The sequence below is a fragment of the Paucisalibacillus globulus DSM 18846 genome, from assembly GCF_000482485.1.
Classification (GTDB): Bacteria; Bacillota; Bacilli; order Bacillales; family Amphibacillaceae; genus Ornithinibacillus; species Ornithinibacillus globulus.
In genome coordinates this window covers 73,747-92,254 of sequence record NZ_AXVK01000026.1, presented here as the reverse complement: position 1 = coordinate 92,254, position 18,508 = coordinate 73,747, and the positions used below count along the sequence as shown (strand labels likewise).

Sequence of the window (18,508 nt, the reverse complement as noted above, 5' to 3'; positions counted from 1 at the left end):
CCTCCGTACGATAAGTCAACATCGACTCCCTACGGTCGTCGTGTTTCCTTTATCTCCTACGGCTCAGTCCAGTCCGTAGTCCCTAACCGGGCGCTTGCGCTTTTGTTCTTGTAAAAACTTTCATCTAGTGAAAACCTTTACACAATTTGAAAACCTTTACATGGTTTTATGAAATATAATGAAATTAGTTAAGGGAGGTGAGTGGATGATATATACATGCACATTAAACCCAGCAATTGATTTATTCGTAGAAACCGAGAATTTACTACCAAATAAAGTAAACCGAACCCAGGATGAAGATTATCAAGCAAATGGTAAGGGAGTAAATGTTTCTATCATTTTGAAGCGATTAGGTGTTGATAGTACAGCACTTGGATTTACTGCAGGTTTTACTGGTGACTATATAAAAGATGAATTACGAAACATGGGTATATCAACAGACTTTGTTGATATTGACGGGATCACAAGGGTGAATATATTCGTCCATAGTCAAGATGGGGAGTTTAAAATTGTCAATCAAGGACCAGTAGTCGATTCTTCTGGCGTTAACCATATGCTCCAAAAAATAAAAGCGTTACCAAAGCATGCAACCTTATTCGTATCTGGTAGTCTTCCAAAAGGTGTCCATGAGGATATTTATAAGGAAATAGCTAAAATTGCTGAGGAAAAAGACATCGAGTTAATACTAGATATTAGTTCAGCGATATTACTAGATTGCTTACCATATCATCCATATTTAATTAAACCAAATGATGAGGAGCTCGCCCATTTCTTCCATAAAGATAATTTAACAGAAGAAGAAATCATCGAATCCGGGTATCAACTACTAGATAAAGGTGCACAGCGAGTACTTATTAGTTTAGGAGAAAATGGTTCTATTTATATGGATAATGATCATGTAATAAAAGCATCGACAGTAAAAGGCAACGTTGTTAATACAGCATGTGCTGGAGATACCATGTTAGCGATGTTTGTCCAAAAGTTAAAAGCAGGATGTTCTCAAGAAGATGCCTTGAAATATGCTTCTGCGGCAGGTGCTTCAACTGCCTTTTCAAAAGGGTTAAGTGATTTACAAGATATTGAAGAGTTAGTTCAAAAAGTAGAAATTACCATATTGCAAGGGAGGAAAAAATAATGAGTAAAAAAGTTAAAATCGTTGCTGCAACAGGTTGTCCTACTGGAATTGCCCATACATTTATGGCGGAGGAAGCGTTGAAAAGGGCTGCTGAGAAATTAGGAGTAGAGATTAAGGTTGAAACACATGGTCAAGTTGGCGTACAAAACCAATTGACCAAAGAGGAAATCCGAGCAGCGGATGGTGTAATTGTGGCAGCGGATAAAGATGTTGATGCAGGTCGTTTTAAAGGAAAGCCAACCGTTGATGTTTCCGTCAGTGCAGGTATTAAAGAGGCAGAACATTTAATTCAACAAATAATTGATGGAAAAGCTCGTCCATATAAAGGGAATAGTAACGCAGAATCCAAACAGGAGGAATCTTCAGAAGGAAAATCTGCTGGTGGCTTTGGTCGTGCCATTTATAAGCACTTAATGAATGGTGTATCACATATGTTGCCTTTTGTTGTTGGTGGTGGGGTGTTAATAGCTCTATCATTCTTATTCGGTATTCACTCAGCGAATCCTGATCACGAATCCTATAATGAATTTGCAGCTTTCCTAAATAGTACTGGCGGCGTGGCCTTCGGATTAATGGTACCAATTCTTGCGGCATTTATCGGTCAATCCATTGCTCAACGGCCTGGTATGGTAGCTGGTTTTGTTGGGGGTATGATGGCTAATACTGGTGGGGCTGGTTTCCTAGGTGGTATAGTAGCTGGTTTCATCGCGGGTTATATTATTTTATTACTAATGAAATTATTGAAAGGGTTACCAAGAACACTTGATGGGTTAAAAGCTATTTTCTTATATCCATTATTCGGTATCTTTTTAACCGGAGCAGCCATGTACTTTGTTGTAGAACCAATGACAACTATTAATGAAGCAATGATGAGTTTCCTATCTAACTTCCAAGATGCTAATCCAATTCTATTAGGTCTAATTGTTGGAAGTATGAGTGCCTTAGATATGGGTGGTCCAGTGAATAAAGCTGCTTACCTAACTGGTACCGCATTACTATCTGATGGTAACTTCTTCTTTATGGCTGGTGTTTCTGCAGCATGTATTACACCACCATTAATTACTGCTTTTGCAACGGTATTCTTTAGAAAATTCTTTAATGAACAAGAAAGAAATGCTGGTTTGGTTAACTTTATCCTAGGTTCTACACATATTACAGAGGGTGCAATTCCTTTTGCTGCTAAGAACCCAATTGTTGTTATTCCAATCCTAATGGTAGGTTCATCTATCTCAGCTATCTTAACGTATATCTTTAGTGTTCAAGTACCAGCTCCACATGGTGGATTCCTTGTTTTACCGGTTGTAACGAATGGAGTCCTATGGGTGGTTGCTATCTTAATCGGTTCACTAGTCGGTGGATTTATATATGGTATGTATCAAAAATATTCCTATCAAAAAACAAAGTAGGTGTTGAATCATGGAATTACTAAATAAAAACTTAATTAAGATGCATACAAATTTTCAAACGCAAGAAGAAGTTTTTGAAGGAATAGCATCCCTTGCTGTTGAACAAGGACTTGCTTCTGATAAAAAAACAGTTGTTGCTGGATTAGCTAACCGTGAAAAGGAAAGCACAACAGGTTTCTTTGATGGATTTGCAATTCCACACACGAAAAATAGTGCGATTCAAAAAGCTGGAATTGTCATCATGGTTAATGAATCAGGTTTGGAATGGAATTCTATGGATGGTCAACCAGCTAAGTTTTTCATCTCCTTATTAATCCCTGAAAATGAGGCTGGAACTACTCATTTAACATTACTTGCAGCTGTTTCTAGAATGCTCGTTCATGAAGATATACGGGCAAAATTACTAACACTAGAAAATGAAGAAAAAATCTATGAAGAAATTAAACGTTTTTTAAGTGAGAATATGTAGGGAATAAGATAGATAGTTGAACAAAGCCTGTACGTGAAATACAGGCTTCCTTTCTAGGTAGGTATGAAAGTATAAAAACTTTCTGCACGTATAGAAAAACTAACACAAAGAGTGCTAGTCGTACTTCGCAAAGCTCTCTATGAAGTAACTCTGGGAGTACTTCATGTTGCAATTCTTCGTTAAAGGACGAGCGAATGCGAGTTTTTCTAATAAGAGAAGGAGGCATTTTATGAGTTTAATTGCTATTGATCTAGATGGGACGTTAATCAATACGGAACATAAAATTAGTAAAGAAAATATTAAGGCAATAAAGAAGGCACAAGAATTAGGACATGAAGTAGTAATTGCTACAGGAAGAGCGCATTTTGATGTTCAAAGTATATTAAAAGAGGAAGGATTATCGCTATATACGGTTGGTGCTAACGGTGCAACTGTTCATTCGCCCGCTGGAACAAGTATTTTATCTGTACCAATGCAGGGGGATAAAGTAAAAGAGATTCTAAAGGTATTAGATAAAGAGAATATTTACTATGAGGTATACAGTGATGATGGAATCTACACCCGTAGTTATGCCAAGAATATTCTCCTGGATGAATTAGCAAGCTACAAAGATAATGTCCCGGAAGACGAATTTGCTTTTATGGAAAACCAATATGAAAAGCAAACAGGGCAATTTGGTTATATATACAAGGAAGAACATGAAGAATTATATACGGATAAACAACTTGTATACAATATTAACGTTTTTTCATTTGATAATGAAAAGCGACTTGCTGTTTTGGAAAAGTTTAAGAATGCGAATGATCTAACGATTGTTCAATCATTGGACTTTAATTTTGAACTAGAACACGTTAATGCTTCCAAAGGAAAAGCAATCACCTATTTAGCTAAAGTGCTTGGCATGGACATAGAAAGGTCCATGGCAATTGGAGATAGCGGAAATGATATCTCTATGCTGGGGGTTGTGTCTGACAGTTTTGCAATGGGAAATGCAAATGATCTAGTAAAAGCTCATGCAAAGTATGTGACGGAGACGAATGATAAGAATGGTGTAGCTAAAGCTATTTATCGATATTTGGATATTGAGGAATAAAAATGTAAAGGAGCTATTATGATGGCTATATTAACTGCTACAAAAAAAGACCTATTAAAGAGACTATCTACTTCAAAAGGGATAATTAGTGCTTTGGCTATTGACCAAAGAGGATCACTTAAGAAAATGCTGGAAAGCGCTGGTAAGAGCGATGTTGATGCTGCTTTAACAGAATTTAAGGTTCATATTTCAAAAGAGTTAACCCCTTTTGCTTCTTCTATTTTATTAGATCCGGAGTATGGTTGGGATGGTGCAGCGGTACGTGATGACAATGCTGGTCTCTTAGTTGCCTATGAGGAAACTGGCTATGATGCAACAGAACCTGGTAGATTACCAGATTTATTACCAAATTGGTCTGCAAGGCGTTTAAAAGAAAAAGGTGCCGATGCCGTCAAGTTCTTACTTTATTATGATATTGATGAATCAGAAGAAATTAACGACCAAAAACATGCATTTGTAGAGCGAATCGGTACCGAATGTGTAGCAGAGGATATGCCATTTTTCCTTGAAATTGTTACCTATGATGCAGATAATGAAGATGTGAAAAGTGAAGCTTATGCAAAAGTGAAACCACACAAAGTCATTGAAGCGATGAAGGTATTCTCAGACGAACGATTCCATGTGGACGTGTTAAAGGTTGAGGTTCCGGTGAACATGGCATTTGTTGAAGGATATACAAATGGTCCAGTTGTCTATACTAAGGATGAGGCAAGTAAATACTTTAAACTTCAAAGTGAAGTCAGCAACATTCCATTTATATTCTTAAGTGCCGGTGTTTCAGCCGAATTATTCCAACAAACACTATTATTTGCTAAAGATGCTGGATCCACATTCAATGGTGTACTATGTGGACGCGCAACCTGGAAAGATAGTGTCGCAATCTTCTCAGAACAAGGAGAAGAGAAAGCAGTAGAATGGCTACAAACCCAAGGAAGAAAAAACATCGAAGAACTAAACACAGTACTCGAAAGAACAGCCACCCCTTGGTTTTAGAAAGATCCATAGGAAAAAGAGCCATGGGGACAGGTTCACTGGCTGTGTATAACTTATAATTTTTTCTCGGGGCAAATGACAATCCTAACTAGGTTGTCGTTTGTCCCTTAAACTTAGGATAGGATGTCTAGTAATTTAATTTGGCTTCATTTGATAGCTTTTTTTGTTATGGATTAAGATGAGACATGCTAGATTGTGGGTAGGTAATTAAGGTAGATATTGATTTAAGGCACTATTTTGATTGACCATAGTATCTTGTTTAAAGCTCCTATATAGATAGTTTGTTTTCGGGAACAAACCTATCTATATAGGAGCTTTTTTAATATTTTAAAAGCCAGTGAACCTGTCCCCATGGCTTGAAAAAACTGAATGTGAGCAATAATGGTACTAATACGTAATACTCAGAATAGAATTATTTCCGTAATATACAACTAAAATATTGAAATTTGGAATTCTAGTAACTAATATAAACATTGAGTTAATACCTTTGGGCATTATTGTCTATTCATTTATAAGTTCGGTTGAGTTATAGGTATTTATTACTGGTTCTATGGTATTGGGTTTATTGATTGTTTGTTGTAGAAAATCCTATTAATTTTTGGGTTATTCCTCTATCTGAAAATGAGATTTATAGAAATTCAGGTTGGGACAGGAAAAAATAAATTGAAGAAAGGGATGATTACCTAATACAAAGCTAATATAATGAAAAATTAAATTGGGAAATCATAGTCAACGTAGATTAGGAAGGAAGATTTCAATGGTAACAAAAGAAGATAAAACAAAATTGTTTTCTCGAGTAAAAAATAATATTTCAACAAAGGTAGCTTTTTCTCTATTTATAGCTATTATTGTTATTTTTTCAATAACAGGATTTCTAATATACTCTTATACGAAATCAATATTAGTAGAAAGTATAGAAGAAAATCTCTCTACAAATAGTGATGCCATCGCAGATCAAGTTGACAGTATGTTTGCTAATAAAGCAACTATTGTAGAGCAAATTGTAACAAACCAAGAGATAATCAGGTACTTAAACACAGCTGAGTCAAGAAATGAAGCAACTACAAATACATATTATCAGGATGTTTTGAAATCACTTGATGAGATTGTTAAGACAGATGATAATATTGCAATGGCGTGGGTTGCTAGCAATAAATCTAATTTCTTAGTTGGAAGTAACAACGTAGTTTCCGATTCAAGTTTTGATATTAAAAGCAGACCTTGGTATGAACCAGCTATAGAGGAAGAAGATGTATACATAACTGATCCATATATGGATGAAGTGTTTGGAAAAATGATTTTAAGTCTTATGAAGCCAATTAAAGAGGGCGGCAATACGGTTGGTATCGTAGCAATAGATATTTTCTTGGATGATTTACCAGGAATAATGCAGTCTTATAAGATAGGTGAAAATGGATATTCTTTTTTACTTTCAAATGATGGAACCGTTCTATACCATCCGGATAGTGAATTAATATTAGAACAACAACTTCAGTCACTTCCTGGTGATATTGGGAATATTGGTAAGAAGATGGTTGCTGGTGAAAAGGGATTAGAAGTTGGAGACGTAGATGGTGATACACAATATATAGGCTATTCACCAGTTTCAACAACACAATGGTCTGTTGGAACCGCTATAACAGAAGAGGAAGCCTTAAGTAGTCTAAGTATGTTCACAATCATGATGATTGTGTTTTTCGGTATTGCCTGTTTGATACTTATTGTATTAGTATTCTTCCTATTGAAGAAGATGCTAAAAGAAATTCCTCGTGTTACGAGTATCATGAAGGACCTAGCTTCGGGTAATTTAAGCAAGGTGGAATTACAAAGAAAATCAGATGATGAAATAGGTCAATTAGTAACATCTACGAATCAATTGAATCAAAGCCTAAGAGAAATGGTAAGTCAAATTAGTACCGTTTCTGAAACAGTTAGCAGCCATAGTGAGGAATTGACTCAGTCTGCAAATGAGGTGAAAATTGGATCAGAACAAGTAGCATCTACTATGCAAGAATTAGCAGCTGGTTCTGAAACCCAAGCTAATAGTGCGAGTGATTTATCGTCTAGTATGAATAATTTTGCAGAAAAGGTTCTAGAAGCAAATGAAAATGGTAACCGAATAGAAGAAAATTCAAAAGCAGTATTAAATATGACTGAAGATGGTTCGGAGTTAATGAGAAATTCTATTCTTCAGATGGAAAAAATTGATACGATCGTACAAGACTCAGTCAAAAAGGTTGAAGGATTAGACAAACAATCACAGGAAATATCTAATTTAGTAACCGTCATTAGAGACGTTGCAGACCAAACAAATCTTCTTGCATTAAATGCTGCTATTGAAGCTGCTAGAGCTGGGGAACATGGAAAAGGATTTGCTGTCGTTGCAGATGAAGTTAGAAAACTGGCTGAACAAGTTTCTGATTCTGTTACAGATATCACGAATATTGTAAGTAACATCCAAATGGAATCTAGACTTGTATCGGACTCGCTACAAGGTGGATATAAGGAAGTGGAGAAAGGGAAGGTACAAATAGAATCCACTGGTGAAACTTTCCATGGAATTAGTGAAGCTGTAACTGTAATGGTAAGCAGTATTACAACTATAGCTGAAAACCTAGCTGAAATTGCAGCAAATGCAGAGGAGATGAATGGAGCAATTCAAGAAATTGCTTCTGTTTCTGAAGAATCTGCTGCTGGTGTTGAACAAACTTCTGCCTCCGTCCAACAAACAAGCAGCATCATGGAAGAAGTAGCAGGAAGTTCCGAACAACTTGCTACATTAGCAGGTCAACTAAATGAATTAATAAGACACTTTAAACTATAAAGATCCATGGGGACAGGTTCCTTGGCTCTATTTAATGGCTATCCACATGGATATGATAATAACTAGTAATTTACTAGAATTATTGGAAAAGGAGACAGGGGAAGGGAGAAATCCACCCCTGTCTCTATAGATTGAACACATGATTGGAATTTGGGTCATGGGAATTAAATCAGGCCAGTGAACCTGGGACTGGGACTGCGGTTACTCGTCCCACCGAAGACCTTTTACGATTACTCGCCCCACCGAAAAGATTTGTCCTCATGGTTTTTTTGTTAAAAAACACCATTTAAGGTATTGCTCAATACTGTCGAAATATAGAGTAGGTACATAGGGCTAGTCCCTTTGTTCGTAGTTAGGAAAGTATAAAAACTTTCCGCCGACATAAGAAAAACTACCACATTCGTTAAAGGACGAACGAACGTGAGTTTTTCTAATGAAAGATTTATTACTACTAAGACATAGGAACAGGAGGGAAAGACGGCATTTCAGTATAAATCTTCTCTATAGAAATAGAATTGGTGAACCTTCTTCACTTAATTTCTCTCCTTTATTTTATGTTTCAGCAATAAAACCGTTTTTAAATACAAACCGACAGGAGTAACTAACATGAAACTTAAAAACTTTAAAATAGGCGCAAAGATTAATCTATTAGTTGTTGCTATTATACTTTTTCTATCTATAGTTATAGGTGTTGTATCCTATACCCAAATTAATAAAGCCATGCAGGATGTATTCATTGACCGAGTTAAGGTAGTATCTGCTCTAGGATATAACTGGTTAGATGAAACATACCGTGGCGATTGGTCCATTAAAAATGGATATATCTATAAAGGTAATGTAAAGATGAACGATAATAATGAAATTACTGAGAAAATTGGTGAAATAACTGGTGGTGCTGTAACGATATTTCAAGATGATATTCGGGTTGCTACTAATGTTGTCGTAGATGGTGAAAGAGCTATAGGTAGTAAGGCTGATCCAGATATAACGGAAACCGTATTAAAAAATCAAAGTGAATATTATGGTGAAGCGGACATTGTAGGGGAAAAACATTTAACCATGTATAAGCCATTAACAGATAAAAATGGTGAAGTAATTGGGATGTGGCTAGTAGGTCCAAAAGTTGATGTAATAAATGAAACGATACTTTCCTTTATTACAATATTAGTGATTGTTATTGTTATTTCTGGGGTTATCGCTATCGTATTTAGCATATTCTTCACAAGAACGATTGTCAGTCCTATTAAGAAGATTAATAACCAGCTTAAAGATATTTCCGATGGGGAAGGAGATTTAACACAAGAGCTTTCTGTACGATCAAAAGACGAAATTGGGGAATTAGCAAATTCCTTTAACCGGATGATTGGTAGCCTGCGAGATATGATTAGACAAATTGGTTCTACATCCGATCAGGTAGCTGCTGCATCGGAAGAGTTATCAGCAAGCGCTGAACAAACGACACAATCAACAAGCCTAGTTGCATCTTCTATTCAGGAAGTAGCTAGTGGGGCAGAAGTTCAAGGGAAAAGTGCAAATGAGAGCTCAGAGGCAATGAAGGAAATGGCCATTGGAATTCAACAGGTTGCAGAAACAACCTCTTCTGTATCAGAACTAGCTTCAGAAACAAACCAAGAAGCAAATGATGGTTATGGTTCGATTCAAAAGGCAGTTGAACAAATGGAGGCAATAAATACTTCTGTGATTGATTCTGCAGCTGTCATTAGAAATCTTGGGGAACAATCCAATAAAATTGGTTCTATCATTGAAGTCATCACTGGAATAGCAGAACAAACGAATCTACTAGCACTTAATGCTGCAATTGAATCTGCTCGTGCTGGAGAACATGGAAAAGGCTTTGCAGTCGTTGCAGATGAAGTTAGAAAGCTTGCCGAGCAATCAAAGAGCTCAGCAGATGAAATTGCTAGTTTGATAGGTCAAATTCAGACAGATACAGCGAATGCTGTTGATTTGATGGATAAAGGTACACAGGAAACAGCGGTAGGTATGGAAGTGATCGATAATGTAGGTAGCGGCTTCCAAAGAATTCTAGCATCCATCGAAAATGTAACGAGCCAAATTCAAGAGGTTTCTGCAGTAACAGAAGAGATGTCTGCAAGTATAGAGCAAGTTAATACGACGTTAGAAGGTGTAGCTCGTATCTCTCAGGATTCTGCGATTAATACGCAGCAAGTTGCATCTGCATCTGAAGAGCAAATGGCTTCTATGGAAGAGATTACTGCTTCTGCTACATCCCTTTCTCATATGGCAGAAGATTTACAAGGCCTTGTAAGTAGATTTAAAGTTTAACTTAAAATTGAATAACAACATGATATCAAAGTAGAAAAAAGTTGTTTTAGAGAAAATCTTGAAGGTAGCAAAGGGATGAAAAATTCCTTTGCTCAAGTTTTTTTCGGAAAGCCCGTTCCTAGGGGGTTTTTAAGGGGGAAAATGTCTTCTTTCATACTTTTACTTCATGGAAATTAAAAAAATAAATGATTCCAAGCTTTGTATTGTTGCTTATTGTATTATATTATACTACTATTTAATAGTGCAAAATGACTACTAATAGGTATAAAGTAATTGAAAAAGGCAAACCATTTGAAAGAATGGGACGCAAAGCCCAAGGGTCTAAAGTCTATTAGACAATGATTGCCTGGCTGCCAAGTTATCTATTCTTGGCTATTCTTTATCATTAGAATAGTTTTTTGCCTTTTATTAGTTCATTAGGGGGAATTTACTTTGCCATTAACAGCAAACGTGAAAAGCGACTATATCACGACTTTATTAAATGGAACAATTGTATCATTGAAAAATATCGTACCAATTAACCATACCATTGGTAAGCCACAATTATCTCAAAAATCCTTGCAGATTCAATTTGGTGTTCTTATTGGGATTACTGGTGATGTGAAAGGGAAGCTAGTATTGTCAGCGGAGAAACCTTTGTTTGGAGCCATTGGTGAGGCAATGTTCGGAATGCCACTTCAGGATGAAATGCTTGTTTCATTTAGTGGTGAACTAGGAAATATGCTAGCTGGAGGCCTGTCTACGATTATCGTGGAAAAAGGGATCACGACTGATATTACAGCACCAACCATTATGGATGGAAATACAATGCTTTCTGGGTATGAAAGATCATTAGTTCTTCCTGTAACTTTTGAATCCATTGGAGAATTAAAACTTTATTTATTGTTAGATTAATAGCTGTTGAGAGGAAGAGGAGAGGACATGAATACAGACCAATATATAGAAGTATTCTTGGATGAGAGTCGGGAACATTTGCAAGCAATTAATGATAATTTACTTAAACTTGAAAAACAACCGACCGAGATAGAGATTGTCCAGGAAATTTTCCGGTCAGCACATACCTTAAAAGGTATGTCTGCAACAATGGGATTTGAGGATATTGCTTCTCTAACCCACCAAATGGAGAATGTATTAGACAAAATCCGCCATTATGAATTAACTGTTACGACTGAAGTAATTGATTTAACATTTGCTGCTGTGGAAGCTTTAGAGGTAATGGTTCAGTCCATAAGTGAAGGAAATAACGGTAAAAAGGATGTAACGAAGCTTGTTTCCCAATTGAAACAAGTGGAGACTGGTAAACCTTCAGAGGAAGAAGCTAGTGTAGGACAACCCCCTGCTACCGAGTTGTTAGAGATAGATGAATATCAAGCAACGATTATTTCACAGGCAGTGAATAATGGATATCAAGCTTTCCAAATTACAGTGAAATTAACAGAGGACTGTATGTTAAAAGGTCCACGTGCCTATATGGTATTTTCCAATTTGGAGCCGTTAGGGGAAGCGATTAAGACCGTTCCAGATGTTGATGAAATAGAAGAGGGGAATTTTGATCAATCCTTCTCATTCTTATTTATCTCGACGGAGTCTAGCAAACTGATTCAAGAAACAATTGAAAAAGTTTCTGAAATTGAAAAGGTAGAAATTGCAGGTTTTTCCATGAAAGAGCAATCTGTAGAAATACCAAAAGAAACCGTTCAATCAACGGAAGATAAGAAACAAACAACAAAAGAAAAACCGAAACAATCGAAAACAATCCGAGTAAATATAGAGCGGATTGATCATTTAATGAATCTATTTGAAGAGGTTATTATTGACCGTAGTAGATTAGAAGATTTGTCTAAGAAGTATATAGATCAAGAATTAAACGAGACGGTTGAAAACATGACCAGGGTGACAGAAGACATGCAGGGTCTATTGTTAGCCATGCGAATGGTTCCGATTGACCAAGTATTTAACCGATTTCCACGAATGGTGAGAGATTTATCGAAGGACTTGCATAAGAAGATCTCTCTAGAAATTATCGGAAGTGATACGGAGCTAGATCGTACAGTAATTGATGAGATTGGTGATCCCCTAGTACATCTTATCCGAAATTCTCTTGACCATGGAATCGAAACACCAGAAAAGAGATTGCAAGCAGGGAAAGCAGAAGAGGGTAAAATAACGCTTAAAGCCTATCATAGTGGAAACCATGTATTCATTGATATCGTTGACGATGGCGCTGGAATCAATCGTGAGAAGGTTGAAGAGAAAGCAATTGAAAATGGGTTAATCAGTGTAGAACATTCGAAGCAGTTATCTGATGAAGAGGTATATCACTTAATCTTTGCATCAGGATTTAGTACGGCTGATCAAATATCAGATATTTCTGGTCGTGGTGTTGGATTGGATGTTGTTAAAAATAAGATTGAATCCCTTGGCGGTTCTATTGTTGTTAGCTCAGAACCAGGAAAAGGTAGTATGTTTTCGATACAGCTTCCTTTAACACTTTCTATCTTGTCAACATTGTTAGTGAAGGTGCAACAGGAAACATTTGCTATTCCACTTTCATCCATTATTGAGACAGTAGCTTTGAGTCCTCAAGATATTAAATATGTCCATGGACAAAAAGTGATGGACTTTAGGGGCCATATTGTACCTCTTGTATCGTTGAATAAAGTTTATGGCGTGTCAGATCAGGATGATTCTAGTCACTCTGTTGTTATCATCCAAAAAGGTGATAAGCGAAGCGGATTACTAGTAGATTCCTTTATTGGCCAACGGGAAGTCGTATTAAAGTCATTAGGAAACTATTTAAAAAATATATTTGCTATTTCTGGTGCTACGATTTTAGGAAATGGTGAAGTATGTTTAATTATTGATCCAAATGCTTTAGTGAAATAATAGGAGGATTCAAGATGGAAGAAACAGTAAAAGTTATTGTGTTTACGTTAAACAATCAACGATATGGTGCAGACATTAAGCAGGTAATGTCTATTGAAAAAATGAAAGAAATCACTAAAGTTCCAGGAACTTCTGATTTTATTAAAGGTATTATCAGCCTTCATGGAGAAACGGTTCCAGTATTAGATTTGAAGGAACGATTGCAAATTGCCCAAACGAAAGAATCTGATTTAAATCGGATTATCGTTGTTCAGGTTGATGGCATCCAGGTCGGATTAATTGTTGATGCTGCAACGGATGTGATGGATGTTGATTCGAGTGTTATCGAAACAGCCAAGGAAATGGGCGGTATGGTTCATAAGGATTATATCAAAGGTGTTGCAAAGCTAGAAAATGAGTTATTGATTTTACTAGACTTAGCTAATGTACTAGCACTTACTGAAAAAGAAGAACTAAAAGAGGTAATGGAACATTAATTGGAGGACTTCAAATGGCGAGAGTATTAATCACAGATGATGCTGCATTTATGAGAATGCAGTTAAAGGATATTGTAACTAAATTAGGTCATGAGGTTGTTGGAGAAGCGGAGAATGGTCTGATTGCCATTGAACAAGCTAAAGAATTACAACCCGATCTTATTACGATGGACATCACCATGCCAGAGATGAATGGTGTAGATGCAACAAGAGAAATAAGAAAAGCACTTCCTGCAGCAAAAATTATCATGTGCTCCGCGATGGGACAACAAAGCATGGTAGTCGATGCCATACAAGCAGGAGCAAATGACTTTATAGTAAAACCATTCAATATGGACCGAATTAAGGAATCACTTTCGAAAGTATTATCTTAAAACAAGCCACGGGGACAGGTACCTCGGCTTGAAATGGTCTATAATAAGCTAAAGTTATTTACTGAATTTGATCGTATTTTAAATAAATTGGAGCTATTTGTTTTAGACCTGATTAGGTACTAAGATGAATAGCTTTTTTTGTTGGGAAAGGAGTGTTAAGGAGAGGCATAGGTGTGTGGACATTGACTCTGCTTAAAATATTGTTAGGTTTTCATGCTTTCTAAAGAGGAATCCAGTGCATAGTCCTCTAGGATCTTGCTGCAATAGTATTAAAGAGGGTGTTACACCAACGGAAAGTTGGAGTACCATAGGGACTTTATTTCATGAAGTCCTAGTAGTGGCAAAGGAGTACGCTGCCCTTATAGAGACCTCTAATTCCAAGCTGGTCCTTACGCGTTATTTTTTAAATTGAAATATTATTACATTTTATTGCTATTATTTGTAATTTTACATTTTATTTTAGAAAACATTATGGTATTATATAAATGATTAAATTTTAAATTCAAAAAATATAATTAAATTCCGAAATGGGATTTTATTTTTGGGTATAAGGGTAAGCGCTTCCAAATCAAAAGACCTTGTTCGAGGGGTACAAGACAATTGTTTCTATGATGCTGTTTTCAAATGATATTAATTTCGTAGAGACTATTTAGTAGATTAACTTTAGGGGGTGATTAAGAAAAAAAGTAAAGACATTACATTATGCTAAGAATGACATGAGTTTAGAGAAAAAAGTATTAGGAGGGTTTGGATTGAAGAAAATGAGAATTAAAGTTTTATTTTTGTTTATGACATTATCGTTAGTATTAGTGGCTTGTAACAAAGATGAAGAAACAGGTGTAGATAGAGAGGCTGCTCTTGATAATCTTAATACAGAAAATATGCCAATCGTTAAAGAGCAAATTGAACTAGACATTTTTTCTGGAAAGTCAGCTACTACGGCAGATGATTGGAATGATGTCTTACTTTTAAATGAATATGAAAAAATGACAAATATAGACATTACTTGGAATCAAGTCCCAGCTGATGGTTTAGAAGAGAAACGAAATTTAGCTTTAGCAAGTGGAGATTTACCGGATGTTTTCTATGCGGCAAATATTCCAGTATCTGATATACAAAAATATGGTGCGCAGGGTACGTTTATACCTCTTAATGATCTAATTGAAGAATATGCACCGAATATTGCTAAAGTGCTGGATGAAAATCCTGAAATTAAAAAAGGTTTGACATTCCCAGACGGCAATATATATTCCATTCCAACTGTATATTCACCGGAATTTCCATCGTTATTAATTGGAGCAAAAGGTTGGATTAACGGAGAATGGCTTGAAAAACTTGGTATGGATAATCCGGAAACAACAGAAGAATTTTACGAATACTTAAAAGCGGTTAAAGAAACAGATTTAAATGGCAATGGTGAGAATGATGAAATACCGCTTAGTAGTGTCGCTCAAATGTCCCGTATTATTCACTGGATTTCTGGTGCATTTGGAGTACAAAATAAAGGTCAATTACATACACTTATCGACGAAGACCTAAAGACAGGTGACCTGCGTTTCTTCCCGACTTCAGATTCATATAAGTCAATGTTAGAGTATCTAAATAGACTATATGATGAAGAATTAATTGAGCAAAATATATATTCACTAGAAGTGGACCAGCACTTAGCTAATGCAGCTGAAGAGCGTTATGGCGCGGTACAATTTTATAATCCAAACGAACTTTATGGAGAAGATGTAGGAAACCAATTTATTCCTGGTAATGCATTGGAAGGACCTGATGGAACTAAAATGTACACAGGCATCACATCCCCTCTACGTTCTTTAGGTAACTTTGTTATTACAAAAGTAAATGAAAACCCTGAAGCATCGTTAAGATGGATCGATTACTTTTGGTCTGATGAGGGTTCAAAAATGTTCTTTATGGGAATTGAAGGTGTAACTTATGAGGAAACAGCTGAAGGACCGAAATTACTTGAAGAAATTACAGATAATCCAGATGGTTTGACATTAACACAGGCGCTTGCTGAGTATATTATCAATCCAGGCGGAAATCACCCAGTAATGGTTACAGATGATTACTTTACTGGTTCTGAAAATGCTCCAGCTGATAAAGAGGCAGTAGGAGTTATAGAGCCTTACTTGATTGAAGAAGTTTGGCCAAGCTTTACGTATACAGCGGAAGAAAATGAGCAAATTATTATTTTACAAACAGATTTATCTAAATATGTAGCTGAAATGCAGGCAGCATTTATTACAGGAGAGAAAGATTTCTCTGAATGGGACAGCTATGTAGAGCAAATTGAAAAAATGAAATTAGACGAATACATGGAGATTCAAAAGAACGCATACGAGCGATATAAAGGTAATTAATTATTAAGAATGATCGTTACATGATGAGGTTGGGACATAACTAAATCTATCAAGCTAAGTTGAACAATGCACTGTTTCAATCCGGAAATATACAGTACAGATTTCTATGAGAGTAGGCATAGGTGAGACCCTGTAACTCGGAATGATTACTTGCTATCTCCCTGCTTAAAACCAAGTATATTTACGGAGCAGGTATATGCACAAAAAAACAGATTGTTCCTACTTACCTTTGGGGAATTGTTATGTCCCAGGCTCTGAAGTAGGAGGGCAGTGGATGGAAACAACAAAAAAAGAAGTCGTAACTCCAACCTATAATGGGTGGAGCGACTTAAAGAAGAATATTCGACGAAATTGGCAAATATATATTTTTCTAATCCCGGCTTTGCTGTATTTTACTATTTTTCACTACATTCCAATGTATGGGGTACAAATAGCTTTTAAAAATTTTATTGCCACGGATGGGATTTGGGGAAGCCCTTTGATAGGGTTCGATCATTTTACTAGATTTTTTGATTCCTATTATTTTTGGCGGTTGCTTAAAAATACCCTTATATTGAGTGGTTATTCATTATTACTATTTCCATTACCTATCATTCTAGCATTGTCATTGCATGAGGTGAAAAATAAGTATTTTAAAAAGTGGGCACAAACGTTAACCTATGCACCACATTTTATTTCAGTAGTAGTTGTTGTAGGGATGATCGTTATCTTTTTAGATCCGTCTACTGGTTTAATTAATCGGATTATCGTTGCAATGGGCGGTGAACCTATCGCATTTTTAACTAGCCCTTCATGGTTTAGCCACATATTTACTTGGTCTGGTGTTTGGCAAACATTAGGATGGGGATCGATTATTTATTTAGCTGCATTAGCTGGGGTAAACCCAGAATTACATGAAGCGGCTAAAGTAGATGGCGCTACTCGTTTTCAACGAATTATACATATCAATATACCAAGTATTTTACCAACTATAATTGTTCTTTTTATATTAAATATTGGTAGTTTCATGTCAGTTGGATTTGAAAAGGTCTTGTTAATGCAAAATGACTTGAATGCTTCCTCTTCCGATGTTATTCAGACGTTTGTCTATCAAACAGGGTTGTTGGAGGGGCAATATAGTTTTGCTGCAGCAATTGGTTTATTTGATTCCGCTATAAACATAGCCTTACTCATTGTATTTAATTACGTGGCAAGAAAAACTAGTGACAACAGTCTTTGGTAGGTGGTGTAAAACGTGTCGAAATCAGGAATGTCTGATAAAACTTTTGAGATTTTAAATAATACTTTTTTAACTATTATATTGATTATTGTGGTCTATCCCTTAATTTTTGTTTTAAGTGCTTCCATAAGTGATCCTCAGGCTGTAAGTTCAGGGAAAATGTGGTTGTGGCCGGTAGATATTACATTTAAGGGATACGAGAAAGTATTTGCGGATAGTTCCATATGGCGTGGTTATGGGAATACAATCCTCTACACTATTGTTGGAACCGCTGTTCATTTATTTGTCTTATTACCATGTGCCTATGCCCTATCTAGAAAAGAACTAAAGGGTAAAAAGATTATTTTATGGTTTATATTATTTACCATGTTATTTAATGGTGGTCTTATTCCGACATACTTAGTTGTTAAATCGTTAGGTATGCTTGATACGATGTGGGCAATTGTTATTCCAGGTGTTGTTGGTGCATGGTCCATCTTGGTCGCACGTGCATTTTTCCAACAAAGTATTCCTGATCAATTGGTAGAGGCCTCCAAAATTGATGGAGCATCGGATTTCTATATATTTATGCGAATTGTGCTACCACTTTCTATACCAATTATTGCTGTTATGGCATTATTTCATGCTGTGAATTTATGGAATCAATATTTCAATGCATTGATTTATTTATCGGATAGAGATATGTACCCACTACAATTAATATTACGGGAGATTCTTGTCGTGAATCAGATGCAATTAAATGATCCATCAGGTGGGGGAGCCGAGTCTTTAGTAGAACAAGTTAAGACTGCAGGATTAATAAAATATTCGGTTATTATTGTCTCATCTTTACCTCTATTAATAGTCTATCCATTTATCCAACGATTTTTTGTTCAAGGGGTATTGATTGGTTCTATTAAAGAATAAGCAAGATAACTATTAAAAAAGAATCGTGCATAGATATGAATTTTAATA

General features: G+C 36.0%; 14 protein-coding genes and 1 riboswitch. All 14 genes read left to right on the top strand.

Annotated elements, in window-relative coordinates; all coding sequences use genetic code 11:
* Positions 1–205 precede the first annotated feature (205 nt).
* Positions 206–1,135 (top strand): 1-phosphofructokinase, encoded by a 930-nt coding sequence (gene pfkB / locus K332_RS0107795; protein WP_036688386.1) that lies wholly within the window; start codon positions 206–208, stop codon positions 1,133–1,135.
* The gene (locus K332_RS0107790; RefSeq protein ID WP_026906939.1) at positions 1,135–2,541 is read left to right on the top strand and encodes a PTS fructose transporter subunit IIC; all 1,407 of its coding nucleotides are present in this window, start codon (positions 1,135–1,137) and stop codon (positions 2,539–2,541) included. Before pfkB ends, K332_RS0107790 begins: the two co-directional genes overlap by 1 nt.
* A 10-nt stretch (positions 2,542–2,551) precedes the next feature.
* Entirely contained in the window at positions 2,552–3,010 is a 459-nt protein-coding gene (locus tag K332_RS0107785) for a PTS sugar transporter subunit IIA (protein WP_026906938.1), read from the top strand.
* A 229-nt stretch (positions 3,011–3,239) separates the two neighbouring features.
* On the top strand, positions 3,240–4,103 hold the full coding sequence (locus K332_RS0107780) for a Cof-type HAD-IIB family hydrolase (RefSeq protein ID WP_026906937.1): 864 nt from the start codon (positions 3,240–3,242) through the stop codon (positions 4,101–4,103).
* A gap of 21 nt (positions 4,104–4,124) precedes the next feature.
* On the top strand, positions 4,125–5,096 hold the full coding sequence (lacD, locus tag K332_RS0107775; protein WP_026906936.1) for a tagatose-bisphosphate aldolase: 972 nt from the start codon (positions 4,125–4,127) through the stop codon (positions 5,094–5,096).
* 757 nt (positions 5,097–5,853) lie between these two features.
* The gene (locus K332_RS23570) at positions 5,854–7,920 is read left to right on the top strand and encodes a methyl-accepting chemotaxis protein (protein WP_084287817.1); all 2,067 of its coding nucleotides are present in this window, start codon (positions 5,854–5,856) and stop codon (positions 7,918–7,920) included.
* 606 nt (positions 7,921–8,526) lie between these two features.
* Entirely contained in the window at positions 8,527–10,227 is a 1,701-nt protein-coding gene (locus K332_RS0107765; protein WP_026906935.1) for a methyl-accepting chemotaxis protein, read from the top strand.
* Positions 10,228–10,498: 271 nt separating this feature from the next.
* Positions 10,499–10,585, top strand: a riboswitch (cyclic di-GMP riboswitch).
* 74 nt (positions 10,586–10,659) lie between these two features.
* A complete protein-coding gene (locus K332_RS0107760; RefSeq protein ID WP_026906934.1) occupies positions 10,660–11,121 on the top strand; it encodes a chemotaxis protein CheX in 462 nt (153 codons plus the stop codon).
* Positions 11,122–11,148: 27 nt separating this feature from the next.
* Positions 11,149–13,113, top strand: coding sequence for a chemotaxis protein CheA (locus K332_RS0107755; protein WP_026906933.1), 1,965 nt, complete (start codon positions 11,149–11,151; stop codon positions 13,111–13,113).
* Positions 13,114–13,127: 14 nt separating this feature from the next.
* The gene (locus tag K332_RS0107750; RefSeq protein ID WP_026906932.1) at positions 13,128–13,589 is read left to right on the top strand and encodes a chemotaxis protein CheW; all 462 of its coding nucleotides are present in this window, start codon (positions 13,128–13,130) and stop codon (positions 13,587–13,589) included.
* Positions 13,590–13,603: 14 nt separating this feature from the next.
* Positions 13,604–13,963 (top strand): response regulator, encoded by a 360-nt coding sequence (locus K332_RS0107745; RefSeq protein ID WP_026906931.1) that lies wholly within the window; start codon positions 13,604–13,606, stop codon positions 13,961–13,963.
* Positions 13,964–14,724: 761 nt separating this feature from the next.
* Positions 14,725–16,335 carry an extracellular solute-binding protein gene (locus K332_RS0107740; RefSeq protein ID WP_036688413.1) on the top strand — a complete coding sequence of 537 codons (1,611 nt, stop codon included), beginning with the start codon at positions 14,725–14,727 and terminating at the stop codon, positions 16,333–16,335.
* A gap of 274 nt (positions 16,336–16,609) precedes the next feature.
* Positions 16,610–17,557, top strand: coding sequence for an ABC transporter permease (locus tag K332_RS0107735; protein ID WP_026906929.1), 948 nt, complete (start codon positions 16,610–16,612; stop codon positions 17,555–17,557).
* A 27-nt stretch (positions 17,558–17,584) separates the two neighbouring features.
* On the top strand, positions 17,585–18,460 hold the full coding sequence (locus K332_RS0107730; protein WP_425414448.1) for a carbohydrate ABC transporter permease: 876 nt from the start codon (positions 17,585–17,587) through the stop codon (positions 18,458–18,460).
* Positions 18,461–18,508: the final 48 nt, after the last annotated feature.